The organism is Devosia sp. Root413D1, assembly GCF_001425235.1.
In the GTDB taxonomy this organism is placed as follows: domain Bacteria; phylum Pseudomonadota; class Alphaproteobacteria; order Rhizobiales; family Devosiaceae; genus Devosia_A.
In genome coordinates, this window is record NZ_LMEA01000007.1 from 662,801 (window position 1) to 678,750 (window position 15,950).

General features: G+C 67.0%; 14 protein-coding genes. 7 read left to right on the forward strand and 7 right to left on the reverse strand.

All coding sequences use genetic code 11. The features are described 5' to 3' along the window. The first annotated feature begins 160 nt into the window (after positions 1–160). The gene (locus tag ASC89_RS08145) at positions 161–2,941 is read left to right on the forward strand and encodes a winged helix-turn-helix domain-containing protein (RefSeq protein ID WP_055996568.1); all 2,781 of its coding nucleotides are present in this window, start codon (positions 161–163) and stop codon (positions 2,939–2,941) included. Here ASC89_RS08145 and ASC89_RS08150 read toward each other — a convergent pair. The 7 genes from ASC89_RS08150 to ASC89_RS08180 form a co-directional block, all read right to left on the reverse strand. Further along, positions 2,938–3,768 (reverse strand): MBL fold metallo-hydrolase, encoded by an 831-nt coding sequence (locus ASC89_RS08150; RefSeq protein WP_055996571.1) that lies wholly within the window; start codon positions 3,766–3,768, stop codon positions 2,938–2,940. The genes ASC89_RS08145 and ASC89_RS08150 overlap by 4 nt on opposite strands. 49 nt (positions 3,769–3,817) lie before the next feature. Next, positions 3,818–4,636 carry an alpha/beta hydrolase gene (locus tag ASC89_RS08155; RefSeq protein ID WP_055996574.1) on the reverse strand — a complete coding sequence of 273 codons (819 nt, stop codon included), beginning with the start codon at positions 4,634–4,636 and terminating at the stop codon, positions 3,818–3,820. Positions 4,637–4,670: 34 nt separating this feature from the next. After that, entirely contained in the window at positions 4,671–5,399 is a 729-nt protein-coding gene (locus tag ASC89_RS08160; RefSeq protein ID WP_055996577.1) for a glutamine amidotransferase, read from the reverse strand. After that, positions 5,396–6,106 (reverse strand): hypothetical protein, encoded by a 711-nt coding sequence (locus tag ASC89_RS08165; protein WP_055996580.1) that lies wholly within the window; start codon positions 6,104–6,106, stop codon positions 5,396–5,398. The genes ASC89_RS08160 and ASC89_RS08165 overlap by 4 nt, the downstream gene beginning before the upstream one ends. Continuing rightward, positions 6,099–6,587 (reverse strand): helix-turn-helix domain-containing protein, encoded by a 489-nt coding sequence (locus ASC89_RS08170; RefSeq protein WP_055996583.1) that lies wholly within the window; start codon positions 6,585–6,587, stop codon positions 6,099–6,101. Before ASC89_RS08170 ends, ASC89_RS08165 begins: the two co-directional genes overlap by 8 nt. A 200-nt stretch (positions 6,588–6,787) precedes the next feature. Further along, positions 6,788–7,621: an alpha/beta fold hydrolase gene (locus tag ASC89_RS08175; protein ID WP_055996585.1), complete on the reverse strand. Its 834-nt coding sequence runs from the start codon at positions 7,619–7,621 to the stop codon at positions 6,788–6,790. Positions 7,622–7,742: 121 nt separating this feature from the next. After that, entirely contained in the window at positions 7,743–8,510 is a 768-nt protein-coding gene (locus tag ASC89_RS08180; RefSeq protein WP_197421260.1) for an alpha/beta hydrolase, read from the reverse strand. Between the two features lie 233 nt (positions 8,511–8,743). On the opposite strand from ASC89_RS08180, the gene ASC89_RS08185 reads away from it, so the two are divergent. The 6 genes from ASC89_RS08185 (at position 8,744) to ASC89_RS08210 (ending at position 15,949) form a co-directional block, all read left to right on the forward strand. Further along, a complete protein-coding gene (locus ASC89_RS08185; RefSeq protein WP_055996588.1) occupies positions 8,744–9,631 on the forward strand; it encodes a hypothetical protein in 888 nt (295 codons plus the stop codon). Between the two features lie 4 nt (positions 9,632–9,635). Next, positions 9,636–12,416, forward strand: a complete 2,781-nt coding sequence (locus tag ASC89_RS08190; protein ID WP_055996591.1) for a winged helix-turn-helix domain-containing protein — start codon at positions 9,636–9,638, stop codon at positions 12,414–12,416. A 149-nt stretch (positions 12,417–12,565) separates the two neighbouring features. Beyond that, positions 12,566–13,288, forward strand: coding sequence for a transcriptional repressor LexA (gene lexA, locus ASC89_RS08195; RefSeq protein ID WP_055881535.1), 723 nt, complete (start codon positions 12,566–12,568; stop codon positions 13,286–13,288). 271 nt (positions 13,289–13,559) lie between these two features. Beyond that, positions 13,560–14,465: a 2-dehydro-3-deoxygalactonokinase gene (locus tag ASC89_RS08200; protein WP_055996594.1), complete on the forward strand. Its 906-nt coding sequence runs from the start codon at positions 13,560–13,562 to the stop codon at positions 14,463–14,465. Between the two features lie 3 nt (positions 14,466–14,468). Continuing rightward, positions 14,469–15,080 (forward strand): 2-dehydro-3-deoxy-6-phosphogalactonate aldolase, encoded by a 612-nt coding sequence (locus ASC89_RS08205; protein WP_055996597.1) that lies wholly within the window; start codon positions 14,469–14,471, stop codon positions 15,078–15,080. Next, positions 15,077–15,949, forward strand: a complete 873-nt coding sequence (locus ASC89_RS08210) for an SMP-30/gluconolactonase/LRE family protein (RefSeq protein ID WP_055996600.1) — start codon at positions 15,077–15,079, stop codon at positions 15,947–15,949. Before ASC89_RS08205 ends, ASC89_RS08210 begins: the two co-directional genes overlap by 4 nt. Position 15,950 lies beyond the last annotated feature (1 nt).

The window sequence follows — 15,950 nt, forward strand, 5'->3', positions numbered from 1 at the left end:
TTGAATGGGGACGTTTCATGCGCGGCGCTGTGGACGCAGCACGCTACCGCAACCTGTGCCGGGCAGCCTCGCGGCGGCGAGGCTTGCGCAACCCTCGCGGCCTACCCTACCGTCCGGTGCGGGGCGCTTCCCCTGAGCTGGCCGAGAGCGGTGCAACGTGATGGACGAAGCTGGAGATCCTTCGGCTGACGACCCCGGTGTGGTGGTGTCTGGCCACGGCTCCGGCGCTCCATCCTATGCTTTTGGCCCGTTCGAGCTGTCGGCGGCCCGCCAGTTGCTCACCTTGAACGGGCAGCCGGTCCGGCTTGGCAGTCGCGCCATCATGATCCTTTCGGCGCTGCTGCAGCGGCCGGGCGAACTGGTGAGCAAGAACGACCTCCTGGCGAGCGCCTGGCCCGACACGCATGTCGAGGAAGGCAATCTCCGCGTGCACATCGCCGCCCTCCGCCGCGCGCTCGGCGATTCCAGCGAACTGCCCAAATACATCCTCAATGTCGCCGGCCGCGGCTACAAGTTCGTGGGCCCGGTATCACGGGAGATGAGCGGCCCCGCGCCACTGGAGGGCTTCACCCCGGCGATCCGTGACAACCTGCCGGCGCAGGTTGCCAATGTCATCGGACGGGCCGACGTCCTCGATGTGCTGGTAACGCTGCTGGAGCAATCGCGCGAAGTGACGATCGCCGGACCGGGTGGCATCGGCAAGACCACGGTCGCGGTCGCGCTGGCCCACAGGTTAAAGCATCAGTTTCGCAGTGGCGCCTACTTCATTGATCTGGCAGCAGTCTCGTCCGCAGACAACCTTCCATTCGCCGTCGCTTCGGCGCTTCGGATCGCCATCGACACCGAGCGGCCGGCGCAGAGCCTGGTTGCCCACCTCACGCGCGACGAGGCGTTGCTGGTGTTCGACAACTGCGAGCACGTGATCGATACCGCCGCGCATGTGACCGAGGCTATCCTCAGGGGCTGCCCCGGCATCAGGATCGTCGCCACCAGCCATGAGCCGCTGCGGATGGAGGGCGAGCGGGTGTTCCGGCTGGCGCCGTTCGAACTGCCCCCGGGCGCAGATGGCCTGCCGCTGCGCGAGGCCCTGCTCCTCCCCGCCGTCGAGCTCTTCGTCTCGCACATGCTGGCCAACGACGACGCGCTGACCATCGGCGATGCCGATGTGCCGTTCATCGTCGAAATCTGCCGTCGGCTGGACGGATTGCCGCTGGCAATCGAGATCGCCGCCTCGCGCGTCGGCACGTTCGGCATCGCCGAACTGGCTGCCCGGCTCGATGACCGCTTCGGCATCCTGACCGGCGGACGGCGCACCGCTGCGACGCGGCACCAGACCCTGAGCAATATGCTGGATTGGAGCCACGACAACCTCGGCGAGCGCGATCGCGTCGTGTTGCGACGGCTGTCGGTATTCGCTGGCGAGTTTTCCATCGACGCTGCCGCGCTGGTGGCGGGCGACGAGCGTGTCAACCAGAGCAGCGCGACCGATGCGGTCATGAGTCTCGCGCGCAAATCCCTGCTGATGCAGGGTGCCCGGGACGGTGCGTCGAGCTTCCGCATGCTCGACAGCACGCGGATCTACGCCCAGGACAAGCTCGCGCAGGCCGGCGAGGTGAAGCGGGTCCGCGAACTGCACGTCCATTACCTCTGCGATGTACTGCGCAGGGCGGAAACTGCCTGGAATACGACACCGGTGCCGGACTGGACCGACACCTACAAGCGCTACATCGACGATATCCGCACGGCTCTGAGTTGGTCCTTCGGGTCGGATGGCGATGCCGCAGGCGGGATCGTGCTGACCGGACTCAGCCTGCCGCTGGCCATGCAACTGGGCCTCCACGACGAGTTCCGCGAGCGCATGTTCCTTGCCATCGAGCATGCCGGACGGTTGCCCAAGCCACTTGTCGTGCCCGAACTGCGGCTGCACATCGCGAGGAACGCCTTCACCTACAATGTCGGGCAGACCGTCGATGTCGCCTTTGCCCGCGCCGTGGAGCTGGCCGAAATGACGGGAAAGGACCGTCACCGGCTCGAGCCGCTGGTGCAGATCAGCTCTACCCATATCAGCCTCGCTCAATTCGAAACGGCCGCCGTCGTCGGCGCCCGAGCGCTGGAACTGGCATATCGGAGCGGCGACGAATACGCGGTTCTCTCCGCAAGCCGCGTCCAGGCGCAAGCCGCCCACTACGTCGGCCAGCACGGGCGCGCCATGGAGCTGGCCAACGCCGTGTTGCGCCACCCGGTGCGCAACATCCCCTACACCTATGGCTTCGTTCACACCGACCGCCGGATTTCGATGCGCTGGGTGTTGATGCGATCGCTATGGATGAGCGGCCGCGCCGACGAGGCGAGGCGGGTAGCCGAGGAAGGCATTGTCATCGCGCCCGATGCGGGTCCCGTCGCCCTGGCGCAACTGCTGGGCATGGCCGCGATCCCGGTCTATTTGTGGTGCGGCGACTACGGGCGGGCGCGCGAGCTGACGACGATGCTGCTCGAGCACTCGGAGCGCTACTCCTTCAAGTACTGGGCCCAGTGGGGTAAGTTGTTTGACGACGTCATCGCCTGGCACACAGCGGGCCGGCCCATCCCCCCGGCGACAGGCGACCTGCAGGTACAGACTCTGTCGTCCATCGTGGGCCTCGCCGCCCCGCTGCCAACGACCATCAACCTCGCCGACTGGTCGGCCCCCGAACTGCTCCGGCTGCGCGGTGAGCGTGACAGCAGTGAAGCAGACCTGACCGACGCGCTGCAGCTCGCCCGGCAGCATGGGGCGCGCGCCTGGGAACTCCGTTGCGCGATGAGCCTTGGGCGTCTTTGGGCAAGCAGACGTCGACGGATGGAGGCCGTGGACCTGCTCAGCGGCACTCTCGAGCAACTGCCCGAGGGGCATGGCACTGCCGACCCGATCGCCGCCCGGGCGCTGTTGGCCGAGCTGGCCTAGCCGCGCTGCTTGAGCGCGGTGAGTTCGCCGGTGTCGTGGCTGCAGAAGATCTCGATCTCGCCGCTATGAGCTTGCTGCAGCTGGCGGAGCCGCTCCAGGTTGTGCCGCGCCGCCGGCAGGTCGGTGGTCATGATCCGCTCGTAGAGCGCCAGACCCGGCGGCATGCCGCCTTTCGCCAGCAGCTCGCTGTGGTGAAGATACGCATCGCCGGCATTCAGCAGCCAGCCGTCGCTCGTCGATACCGCAACGCCGGCGTGACCCAGGGTGTGGCCGCGCAACGGGATGAGCAGGATTTCGGGTGGCAGGCCTTCCAGCTGGCGCACCGCCTCGAAGCCGAACCAGGCCTCGCCGTCGGGGGTGTAGCTCCGCCAGTCGCGGACCGCATCCCACTGCAGCGGCCGGTAGCGCTGGTTGCCGACGAAGCCTCGCGGCAGCTGCCGCGCCGCATCGTGCTCGGCCGCAAGCAGATGCACCTTGGCGCCTGGAAAGTCCTCGAGCCCGCCGGCGTGATCGAAATCGAGGTGGGTCAGCACAATGTTCCGTACGTCGCGGGCCGAATAGCCCAGCGCCTCGACCTGGCGGATGGCCGTATCCGCTTCCCGAAGCCGAGGGTTGAGCACCAGCGGCCAGAGATGGCTTAGGCGCCGCTCCGGGATGCTGCTCACATCCTGCAGGCCATAGCCGGTGTCGACCAGCACGAGGCTGTCGGCCAGCTCGATCAGCAGGCAATGGGTACAGATATTGGCGCTGAGGCCGGTCGCGGCGCTGTCGTAGAAGCGACCGCCGACCGGGCAATGGCTTCCGCAGTTCAGGTGGTGGATACGCATCGAACCTCACCCCAGGGCAGGCCGGCCCGTAGACCGGCCCGCTACTATGTCATGCCACCGAGCGTTTGAGAGCGGCGACATTGCTGCGGCCGGAGCGGGCGTTGCGGCTCGCCCAGTCGAGCGCCAGGTCGGCGACCTCCTCCCAGCCGAGATCCATGCAGGTCCAGTGCGACCGATCGGGGAAGATCCGAAGCTCGGTCTTGGAAGGCGCGCGCTTCTGCCGCTCGTAATTGGCCCGCGTCATGCTCGCATCGGCCACCAGATCCTTGCCGCCGCCGATCATCAGCAGCGGCGCCCGCTGCGGGTTGTCCCACTGGATCTTGCCGGTCTGCGTCAGGATGCCGTCCCAATAGAGCTTTCCGGGGGTCGGCACGATGTAGCGATCATAGAGCGCATCGGACTGGCCGGCGGGGATGGTCTGGGCGAAACGCGTCGCGAAGAACTTGCGCGACATCTGCATCACCCGCCCCCAGCTGCCGAACGAGCCGAGCACCGGGAAGGCCGAGACGATCGAATGCGGCCCCAGCGGCACGCCGGTGGTCGGCGCCGGGTCGATGGCGACGCCGGCAACGCCGAGGCCGCGATTGAGCAGGCTCTGCACCATCACGCCGCCGGCCGAGTGTCCCATCAGGATCGGCTCTTCCGGCAGGCTGCGAATGGTGCGGTCGAGGTGTTCGAGGATCTTGAGGAAGCCGACCGTCCGGAGCTCGGGGTGTGAATGCGCCCGCAGTTCAGCGGGATCGCGATCGTCGTAGGGCCAGTTGGGCGCCACGACGCGGTAGCCCTTGGCTTCGTAGTGGGCGACCCATTTCTCCCAGCTCTTGGCATTGAGCCAGGCGCCGTGGACCAGAACGATGGTGTTGCTCATTCGTCGTCTCCTTGATTGTTCAGGCTCGGGTTGTTCAGGCTTGGACAGTCTCGACCGGCAGGTCGGCCAGCCACTCGGCAAACAGGTGGCGCGACGCCCGCTTGAGCGCGGCGCCATGGTGGAGCGATTGTTGACGAAGCTGCTCGGGCGACTTGCCGGCCATCGCCAGCTCGACGGCATGGCCGATCAGCCAGCTCTCGATTTCGTCGGCATCGACTTCGGCGTGGAACTGCAGGCCAAGGGCGTAGTGCCCCAGGGCAAACGCCTGATGCGGGCAGGCCTGTGTGGCGGCGAGCAGGCTCGCCCCATCCGGTAGATTGAACACATCGCCATGCCAATGCAGCACCTCTACGTCCTGCAGAGCCGCCAATGGCGATTGCAGGCCGCGGTCGGTGAGCACCAGCTCGCTCCAGCCAATCTCCTTGACCGGGCACAGATCAACCGAGGCTCCCAGCGCCCGCGCCATGAGCTGTGCGCCCAGGCATATGCCCAGCGTCGGTCGCCCGCGCCTGAGCCGCGCCTCGATCAGGCGGATCTCCTCGGTAAGGAACGGGTAGTGATGCTCGTCATAGGCGCCGATCGGCCCGCCGAGCACCACCAGCAGGTCGTCTTCCAGCGCTTCGGCGACCGGCAGCGCGTCCCTGCCCGCATCGACCAGGCGAATGTCGAAACCCGATTGTCGCAGCAGCAGCTCCAGCGTGCCGAGGTGCTCGAACTCGACATGCCGGAGGGCGACACAGGTCCTGGGGGCGCTGCCGTTCATTGCGGCGCCGGCGCCACTTTGCCCGGCAGGCTGAGGTCGCCCGAGGCGATCTTGAAGACATCATCGACGCAGAGCAGTGGGGCGTGGATGTTGGCGTTGACCTTGAGACCGGCGGTGACACCGTCGAAACTGGCGCCGGCGAGCGACGAGACCGCACTCAAAGGAACGCGGACCTCCACCGTGTCCGAAGTGAAATCGAGCGGAAACTCCGGGCTATCGATGAGGATCGGCACCCCCGGCCAGGTCGGCGGGGTCTTGACCGTCGCCCCCTCGGGAATGTCTTTGACCGTCAGTCCACCGCCGCAGGCTTCGTCCTTGACCAGCACCACCCAATGGGGGTGCCAGATGTGACGGTTCTTGCCGCCATAGGCCGCGTCGTCGAAATCCGGGTGGAAGGTAACCGCCATGGCGACGATCCCCTGGCCAACGTCAAAACCAATATCGCCGCTGTCGATCGAGGTCGGCCAGACATAGGCATAGACCTCCGAACCGGCGAACTCACCCTTCGGATCGGGCTTGCTGGTGCCAGCCCCATCACGAACCTTGACGGCGAACACCACATCGCCGCCCTCAGTGGTAACCCGCGTATCGACGATGTCGAACGCGGCATGCACCGCCGGATCGCTGGCACTGGCGATCTCGTGGGCGCCGGCCGGCGGAACGAGTGCGGCCGCGACGGCGAGCGCCACGAGTGATGAGCTACGCATGGACTTGTCCTTTGCTGATGGGTGGACATTGGTGGTCCCGGCGCCAGCGGCCGGGACTGGTGGAGGTGTGGCGGTGGAACCGGCGCGAGAAATGCGACTGGTCGACATAGCCGCAGGCGCTGGCGATCTCAGACAGCGGCAGGTCGGTGCTGAGCAGCAGGTGCTTGGCTTGCATGATGCGGTGGTGCGCCAGCATCTTGTGTGGCGACAGCCCGAAGCTCGCCCGGAAGGCCCGGGAGAAGTGGCTGGAGCTCAGACCGGCGAGGTCGGCCAGCTTGCTGACCCGCAGCGGACGATCGGCGTTGTCGACGATGTGACGCGCCACCCGGTTCTCCTGCCAGGCTGCAAGCCCGCCGCTGCCCCGCCGATCACGCCGCAGATAGGCCGGGATCGGCCGAGCCAGCCGGCTTTTGAGCGCCGCCGCTACGGCGTCGACCAGCTGCGTTTCAACCTCGTTCGCGCGCATGTCGAGCATGTTCATGTCGTCCTCCGAGGCTGGTCAGCCAGACCGAGCCGGTGCATGCGAAGGCGGATCGCTGGCGGGGAAGGACTCGTCGGATTCCTCATCCACCAGATCCCAATCCCGCGCCGGGCGGCGCATCGCCGCCGGACCGGAATCGCGGACGGTGCCAAGCTCGGGCGCGAGCGGCGGCGGGCGATCCCCTGCCGGTTTTCGCCTGGTCATGGCGCGGCCAGCCCGGAGACGAACTGCCAGAGGTCGGCATTCACCCGGTCCTTCTGCGTGGTGCAGATGCCATGGTCGCCGCCGGCATAGACACGCAGCTCGTTGCCGGCGACGATCTTGGACGACTGCGCTGCCGATGCGATGATCGGCACGATCTGATCGTCGTCGCCGTGGAGGATCAATGTCGGCTTGTCGAACCGCTTCAGGTCCTCGGTGAGGTCGGTCTCCGAGAACGCCTTGATGCAGTAGTGGCTGGCCGGCATGCCCGCTGCCATGCCCTGGCGCCAGAAGCTGTCGCGGACGCCCTGGCTGATCTTCGCGCCGGGTCGGTTGTAGCCGTAGAACGGCATCGACAGGTCGATGAAGAATTGCGACCGGTCCGCTTGCACCCCGGCGCGGATGCCATCGAACACCTCGATCGGCAGCCCGGTCGGATTGGCGGCAGTCTTCAGCATCAGCGGCGGCACCGCACCGATCAGCACAGCTGCGGCGACACGCGCCGTGCCATGCCGGCCGATATAGCGAGCCACCTCACCACCGCCGGTCGAATGGCCGACATGAATGGCATCGGCAAGCCCGAGATGGCTGACCAGAGCCGCGAGGTCGTCGGCATAGTTGTCCATATCGTTGCCGCCGAGGGGCTGGCTCGATCGGCCATGTCCGCGCCGGTCATGCGCGATCACCCGGTAGCCGCGCTCGGCGAAATAGAACATCTGGTCCTCGAACGCGTCGGCGCTCAACGGCCAGCCATGCGAGAAGACGATCGGCTGTCCGGTTCCCCAGTCGTTGAAGTAGATCTCGGTGCCGTCCTTGGTGGTGAAGTGGGCCATGGGCAATCTCCTGGGTAAGGGAAAGACGCGTGCCGCCACGCGAGGGGCATGGGAGGGCGGGCGGCACGCGAGGGCCACGAGCGCAGGATTTGGGGCGTCTGCACTCGCGGGAGAGCGTGGGCTACTGCGCCGACACCGCCTTGGCGGCGTCCATGATCAGCTTCGCGGTGTCCTCGGCATGGGCAATGAACGCCAGGTGCCCGCCGCTGACCGTCACCACGGTTGCCTTGGCGCGGCCGGCCATCTGCTTTTGCGCCTCGGGCGGGATCACGTGATCGGCATCGGCCAACTGGTACCAGGACGGCTTGTCCTTCCAGGCGGCAACGGTGAGCGGCGTGCTGGCGCCCTGCAGCGAGATCGGCACCTGCGAGTCACGCAGGAATTCGGCGTCGGCCTGCGGCAGCGCATCGGCGAAACCGGGAACATACGCAGCCTCGTTGAAGAACACGAAGCCATCCTCGCCGATATCGAACGGCGGCGGATGGTTCGGATCCTGCGGGATCAGGCCGAACGGCGATTCCCCGACATCCGGCACGAAAGCCTCGACATAGACGAGACCCGCCACCTTCTCGTGGTCACCCGCCTCGGTGATCACCGCGCCGCCATACGAGTGGCCGACGAGAATGACCGGGCCATCCATGCGGTCCAGCACCCGATCGGTGGCAGCGACGTCTGCCTCGATCGAGGTCAGCGGGTTCTGCACCATGCGGACGTTATAGCCCTCCTTCTTCAGGATCTCGTAGATCGGCCGCCAGCCCGAGCCATCGGCCCAGGCGCCATGGACCATCACGACATTCTTGATCTCGGCGGCGAGTGCCTGCGGCATGGCCGCGAGCAGCATCGGCAGCGCTGTCGCGAGGCTGAGCGCGATCATCTTTGTTGAAAGCATTGGATCTCTCCTTGGTGAGACCGAGTTCTGTCTCGGTGGTCCAAAGCTGATCCGGCGCCGGTCATGCTGCCAGTTAATCGCTGTGAAGTATCGTAACGGCGCGCCGAGCGATTCATGCTTCTTAGCAACTCTTCACACGCCGCGGGTTGGCCGACTCGCTAGGGTCTCTGCTGGGGCATGCTGCCGTCAGCCGCGACAGCATTGTCTCCGCAACCGATCCGGAGGCAGCGCCGATGACGATTTCAGCGGCCGACACGCACACCGAAATGGCCATGCAGTGGTGCGCCACCTTCACCGAGGCGGACTATCCGCGCTGCCGACAAATCGCCTACGACATGGTCGAGCAGGCGACGCGCGAGCGGCTCGACGAACCGATCTTCGCCTACAAATCGATCGCCCAGTCGCTGCACTTTCTCGGCGAACATGCCGAGGCGAAACGGGTGGCGGAACGCGTCCGACGCGAGGCCAAGGGGTTCATCCCCTGCACCTCTGTGCACCCCTACGTTTCGATGGGCATCGTCCTCGCCCGCATCGCGTGTCTCACCGGCGACGGCCAGGAGGCGGTCGAGATCGCTGCCGACACCCTGGCGCGATCACGCCGCGACAACCTCATCGCCAACTGTCACGCCATTGCGCTGGCCTGTGCCCCCATCGCCATCTGGACCGATGACGAACAGGCCGCCCGCTCCTATGCGTTCGAGCTGATGGAGGAAGCTGGCGGCGACGGGCTCAACTACTGGCGCAACTGGGGCCGCCGCCTGCTCCGCGCCATCGATCTCCGCTTCAATCCCCACGAGGTCAACGAGGAGCCGCTCGAGGTCGACAGCCTCGATGCGATCGAAGCCGACCACCTGGCAACGGTGGACGGCCGCGCCATTTCCGAACTGGCGCTGCGGCGTGTCGCCGAAGGCACCGTCGGCTGGACCAAACCCGAGGTGCTGCGCACCCAGGCAAGCACGGCCATCTGGTTCGACCCAGCGGCCGCCCGGCGCCTTCTTGCAGAGGCCCGCGCTACCGCCCTCGAGCAAGGCGCAATCGCCTGGGTGAAGCGCATCGACGAGACGGCGGCGCAGCACGGCGGCCGTTTCCCGCCCCCGCACCACCCTACCCTCGGCCCCTGACCCGATGAATGGCCCGCCAAATGAACTGAAGCTGCGCTCGCCGGATGCCGCCGGGGCGTCCGAAGACCAGTTACTGCATTTTGGTGGCTTCAGCGTCGACGCCTCCCGCCACCTGCTGTTCGAGGACGACAAGCCGGTGCGTCTGGGCAGCCGCGCCATGGCCATTCTTCTGGCACTGCTGGAGCGACCCGGCGCCCTCGTAACCAAGGAGGAGCTGGTCCGGGTGGCGTGGCCCGAGACCTTCGTCGAGGAGGTGAACCTGCGCGTGCACCTCGCCGCCATTCGACGTGCGCTGCGCGATTCCTCCACCAGGCCGGTTTACATCGCCAACGTTTCGGGCCGCGGCTATCGCTTTATCGCGCCGGTCGGCGGCAGAACGCCGGTTGCTCGCGCTGCCGACGGCCCACCCGCAACACTGCCAGGTAGCCTGGTCCAGTTGATCGGCCGTGACGAGGCGCTGCGCGCCGTTGCCGACATGGTCACGGCGCGCCGGCTGGTGAGCGTCGTGGGCCCGGGCGGCATCGGCAAGAGTTCGCTCGCTGCCGTGGCGGCGCAGCGGCTGGCCGGTCGCTTCGCCGACGGGGGCGCCTATGTCGACCTCTCCACGCTGACCGGCGGTCGCAGGGTCGAGCCGGAGTTGCTGCGGGCGCTCGCAGCGGGCAGCGGGGACCGGCCGGTGGATGTTCACAAACTGCTGCTGATCGACAGTTGTGACGCGCTGATCGAGGACGCCGCCGTCGCGATCGAAGCCGTGCTGCGCCTGCTGCCGCGCCTCCACGTCCTCGCCACCAGCAGCGAGCCGCTGCGAGCTGCCGGAGAGCACGTCTATCGCCTGGCGCCGCTCGACCTGCCGGAACGCGACGATATCGGGCTGGACGAGGCCATGACCCACGCCGCGGTGCGCATGCTGATCGAGCGCGTCCAGGCCGGCAACGAAACCCTGCGCGGCAGCGACCGCGACGTCCGGCACCTCGTGGCCATCAGCCGCAAACTCGACGGCTTGCCGCTCGCCATCGATATGGCCGCCGCTCGTATCCAGGTGTTCGGGCTGCAGGAAGTGCGCACCCAACTCGAGCGCGGTATCGAGTTTCTGTCCGATGGCCGCCGCACCGTTGCGCCGCGCCACCGTTCGATGCGCGGGCTCTATGAGCTCAACCATGGCACGCTTTCCGGCGACGAACGCATCGTGTTGCGGCGGCTGTCGATCTTCGCCGGCGCGTTCGACCTGGCTGATGCCTCTGCCGTGACCACCGACGGCGACCTCGATGATCGCCGCCTCATCGCCGCGCTGGGAGGCCTCGTGGCAAAGTCGCAGGTGCTCACCGCTCGGGGTGGACATGCAGTGCGATACCGTCTCTCCCGCCCCTTGCGCGCCTACGCCGCCGAACGGCTCGCCGCGTCGGAGGATTTGCCTCGGACGGCACGGCGTCATGCCGACCTCGCCCTGTCGCATGTCATCAATGCCCTCGAGGCCTGGCAGAAGCTGTCACGGGCCGAGTGGCTGGAACGGCATGGCGACCTGGTCGAGGAGGTCCGCGAGGCACTCGACCGGTGCCTTTCGCCGCATGGCGACCTAGACGCTGGCGCCCTCCTCGCGGCCCATGCGAGCCCCCTGCTGCTGCGGGGTGGCCACTATGATGAGATGCGGAGCCGCGCCGTGACAGCTCTACGGGCCGGAGCGCTTCTGCCAGCCAACCTGCGGTTCCGGCTGCATCTGCAACTGGCGACGCTGACGGAAGATCGCGCCGGTCCGCTGCGCATCGAAGGCCGGCACTTGCTCGAGGCGGCCCGCCTTGGCCGCACCATGGCCGCCGCATGGGCCGATGCAGAACTTCTGCTGGTCCGCTCGGCCCTGGCGCTGCGCACCGGTCACCTCCGGCACGCCGCCGGGCTGTCGCAGGCGGCTCTTGCCTATGCCCGCGCTGCCGGACGTCGCGATCTGGCGCAAACCGCGGACCGGTTGCAGGCGGAGGCGCTCCACTATGCCGGCGACCATGCCGCCTCGGCCCGCCTCGCCAACGCCATGATCGGTGGACCCGACTGGCAATTGCCGGCGCCGCTCGCCATTCTGACCTCCCCGCCGAGGGGGGCCCTGCGCGTCGTGGAGGCGCGCCGGCTGTGGCTGCTGGGCAAGCCCGACCAATCCCGCCACCTGCTGTTCGAGGCGCTGAACTTCGCCGCCGAGCAAGGTCCCTGGGCCCTCTGCGAAGCGATTGGCCTCGGCGCCTGCCCTTTGCTGCTGTGGTACGGCGAGGATGACCGAGCCGTTGGCTGCATCACGCAACTGGGGCGCGCGGCCGAGCATGCCGGGCTGCCGCTCTGGACCTCATGGGCCGATCTCTACCGCAAGGTGATGATCCACATCGCCGTCCGCGAAGGCCGTCGCAGCGAAAGCGCCATCCTGTTGCAGCCGGCGAGCTTCCTGCAGGCCGAGACCTGGGTGACGCTCACCGGCTCGCTGCGCGGGCTGAAGCTCTCCCCCGAACGCAGCAGCGGCTGGTGCCGACCCGAGATCCTGCGGGCCTTCGCCCTCGCGAGGGTCGCTGACGGCGATATCGAGGCCGGCACGCGGCTGCTGCAGGAGGCCATCGATCTCGCTCGAACCCAGGGAGCGCTCGCCTGGGAACTGAGGGCCGCCATGAGCCTCGCACGCCTGTGGTCGAGGGACCGGCGGACTGCCGCCTACGAGCTCCTTGCGGGCACTCTCCACGCCTTCACCGAAGGCAAGGCTACCTCGGATCTCCTCGCCGCCACGGCCCTCCTCCGCCGCCTCGCCAATGGGTGAGAGCAGCGGCGTTCCTAGGCCCGACACCTGCTCATTCCGCTCGCTGCGCCCCCAATCGTAACGCAATATTCACCGCTCGATTGCAGAACATAACTGGAACACGTATAACACGTTCAGTCTTTGTTCCGATTCTGCTCACGGAGCCGCCCATGCTTACGCGCAAGCAACACGAACTGCTGATGTTCATCCACGAGCGGATGAAAGAGTCCGGCATCCCACCCTCGTTCGACGAGATGAAGGACGCGCTCGACCTGAGAAGCAAGTCCGGCATCCATCGATTGATCACCGCGCTGGAAGAGCGTGGCTTCATCCGGCGTTTGCCCAATCGGGCCCGCGCGCTCGAGGTGATCAAGCTGCCGGATTCGATGAACCCCTCGCTCGGTGGTCGCAAGGCCCGCTTCGAGCCCTCGGTCATCGAGGGTAACCTCGGCAAGGTGTCGGCGCCTCCGGCCCGCCCCTCGGCACCGGTGGTCAATGCCGACTCCTATCGGGCGGTGACGATCCCGGTAATGGGCCGCATCGCGGCAGGCACGCCGATCGAAGCGATCCAGACCCACAGCCACTCCATCATGGTGCCGCCTGAAATGCTGGGGCCTGGTGAGCACTATGCACTGGAAGTCCGCGGCGACTCGATGATCGACGCCGGCATCTTCGATGGCGACACCGTGCTGATCAAGAAGCAGGACGCCGCTTCGACTGGCGAGATCGTGGTCGCCCTAGTCGATGACGAGGAAGCGACGCTGAAGCGGCTTCGCCGCCGCGGCAACTCCGTTGCGCTCGAAGCGGCCAACCCGGCCTACGAGACCCGCATCTTCCCGCCTGACCGGGTGAAGGTGCAGGGCCGGCTGGTGGGCCTGCTGCGCAAATACTGACGTATTGACCCCACCGCCAATCGGGTCCCTGGGCCGGCAGCCTTGCCGGCCCTTTTTCTTATGAAACCGAACCTCCCCGCCGATATTTGCACTAGGGCCGGGCCGGCAAAGACGTTACGGTCCGCGCCGCCAAGGGAGGCTTCGGGCATCCTCGGGCAGCGCCGCCATGCAAATGGCCGTCGCGATCGTACCAGGAGAGTGGACAACCTTCCCGATCGCGCTTTAGCGGCATGGCGGTGCGCAGCAAACGTGCAGCGCCAGGGAGAAGGTTTTGGCAGCAGAGGTCGAATGGGTCGCCGTTGATTGGGGCACTTCCAATCTGCGCGCATGGGGCATCGACGCCGCCGGCGAGATCGCCTTCGCGCGCTCGTCGCCGGATGGCATGGGTCGCCTCAGCCGCGAACAATACCCCGATGTGCTGACCTCGCTGCTCAGCGGTGTCGCCGAGGATGTCGAAGACGTGCTGATCTGCGGCATGGCCGGTGCCCGCCAGGGCTGGATCGAGGCCCCCTATCTCGACGCGCCGGCCGAGCTTGGTCGCCTCGTTCAAGGCGCGGTGGCGCCCGACATGCCCGGTCCGCTCAACCCCCGCATTCTTCCCGGCGTCTGCCTGCGTGATGTCGGCGCCGAGGACGTGATGCGCGGCGAGGAAACCCAGTTGCTGGGCCTGTCATCGTTGCTCCCGGGCTTCTCCGGTCTGGCGGTGATGCCCGGCACCCACAGCAAATGGGCGCTGCTTTCTGGCACCAGGCTCGAGCGCTTCTCGAGCGCCATGACCGGCGAGATTTTCGAACTGCTGCGCACCCACTCGGTACTGCGTCACTCGCTGGGTGGCGAACTCGAAGGCGAAGATCGGGAGCGCGGCTTCGAAGCCGGCCTCGATCAGGGGCTGGAACGTCCCGAACGGCTGACTGCGACGCTGTTCAAGGTTCGCGCCGGCTCGCTCCTCTCAGGACGCAGCGCACCATGGTGCGCCGGGTTCCTCTCGGGTCTGCTCATCGGCGCTGAAATCGGCGGCCAGCGCGATTGGATCGGCGAAGCCGAGATCCCCTTGGTCGGCAGCGTCGGCCTTTGCGGGCTCTACCAGATGGCCTTCGCCCGGCTGGGCGCCAGCACCCGCATTATCGATGCAACCGACGCCACCCTCGCCGGCCTCAAGGCTGCAAGACAGGCATAGACCATGACCCACCGACACATCATCGCGATCCTTCGCGGCATCACCCCTCATGAAACCCTCGAAGTCTGCGACGCCCTGGTGCTCGCCGGCATCACCATGATCGAGGTGCCGCTGAACTCGCCGGAGGCGCTGCGCTCCATCGAGGATGCCGCCAAGGTGTTCGAGGGCCGGGCGCTGATCGGCGCCGGCACCGTGCTGAGCCGCGCCGACGTCGATGCCGTTGCTGATGCCGGGGGGCAGTTCGTCGTCTCGCCAGATACCAACCCGGCGGTGATCGGCGCCACCATCGAGCGTGGCATGACCTCGTATCCGGGCGTCTTCTCGCCCACCGACGCCTTCAACGCCATCCGCTCGGGCGCCACGGGCCTCAAGTTCTTTCCGGCCGAAGTGCTGGGCCCCAAGGGCATCAAGGCGATGAAGGCCGTACTGCCACCCGACATTCCGCTTTACGCCGTCGGGGGCGCCAATCCCGATAATTTCACCGAGTACTTCGCCGCCGGCTGCGCCGGCTTCGGTCTCGGCACCTACATTTTCAAGCCCGGCATGTCCGCCGCGGATGTGGCATTGCGCGCCACCGCGGCCGTCGCTGCCTATGACCAGGGAAAACCGCGATGAACACCAAGGCCGAGCTCTTTGTCGATAGCCGCTGCGAGCTGGGCGAAGGCCCGTTCTGGCACCCGCTGCTCGAGCGCCTGTTCTGGTTCGATATCCTCAACCAGACCATGCTGAGCGCCGGAACCGATGGCCACATCGTCGACCGCATCACCTTCAAGGACACCGTCAGCGCCGGCGCGGTGATCGACAAGCAGAGCCTTGCAATCGCCCAGTCGGGCGCCCTGCTCCGCTACGACTTCTTGACCGACACGACCTCGGTGATCGCCGAGATCGACGGCGATGTTCCGACCAACCGCACCAATGACAGCCGCGTCGACCGCACCGGTGGTTTCTGGATCGGCACCATGGGCCGCAAAGCCGAAGCGGGAGTCGGCGGCGTCTACCAGTACCGGGCCGGGCAGACCACCAAGGTGATCGAGAACATCCGCATCCCCAACTCGATCTGCTTTTCGCCCGACGGCCGCACCGCCTACTTCACGGACGCCGGCAAGATGATCGTCAAATGCGCCACCGACCCGGAGACCGGCCTGCCGGTCGGGCCGTGGGAAGACTTCTTCACCATGGACGGCCCTGGCGGCGCCGATGGCTCGGTGGTCGACTCCGAGGGCTGTCTGTGGAATGCCCGCTGGGGCGGCGGCAAGGTCATCCGCATCTCGCCCGACGGCAAGCTCGACAAGGTGGTCGAGGTGCCCGGCGTCAGCCAGGTGAGCTGCCCGGCCTTTGGCGGCAACGACCTCAAGACCCTCTACATCACCACGGCGCGCGAACACATGACGCCCGCAGAGATCGAACGCGAGCCGCATGCGGGCAGCGTCTTCGCCGTGGCGCTCGACGTGCCCGGTATCGCCGAACCCTTCCTCAAGCTCTGAG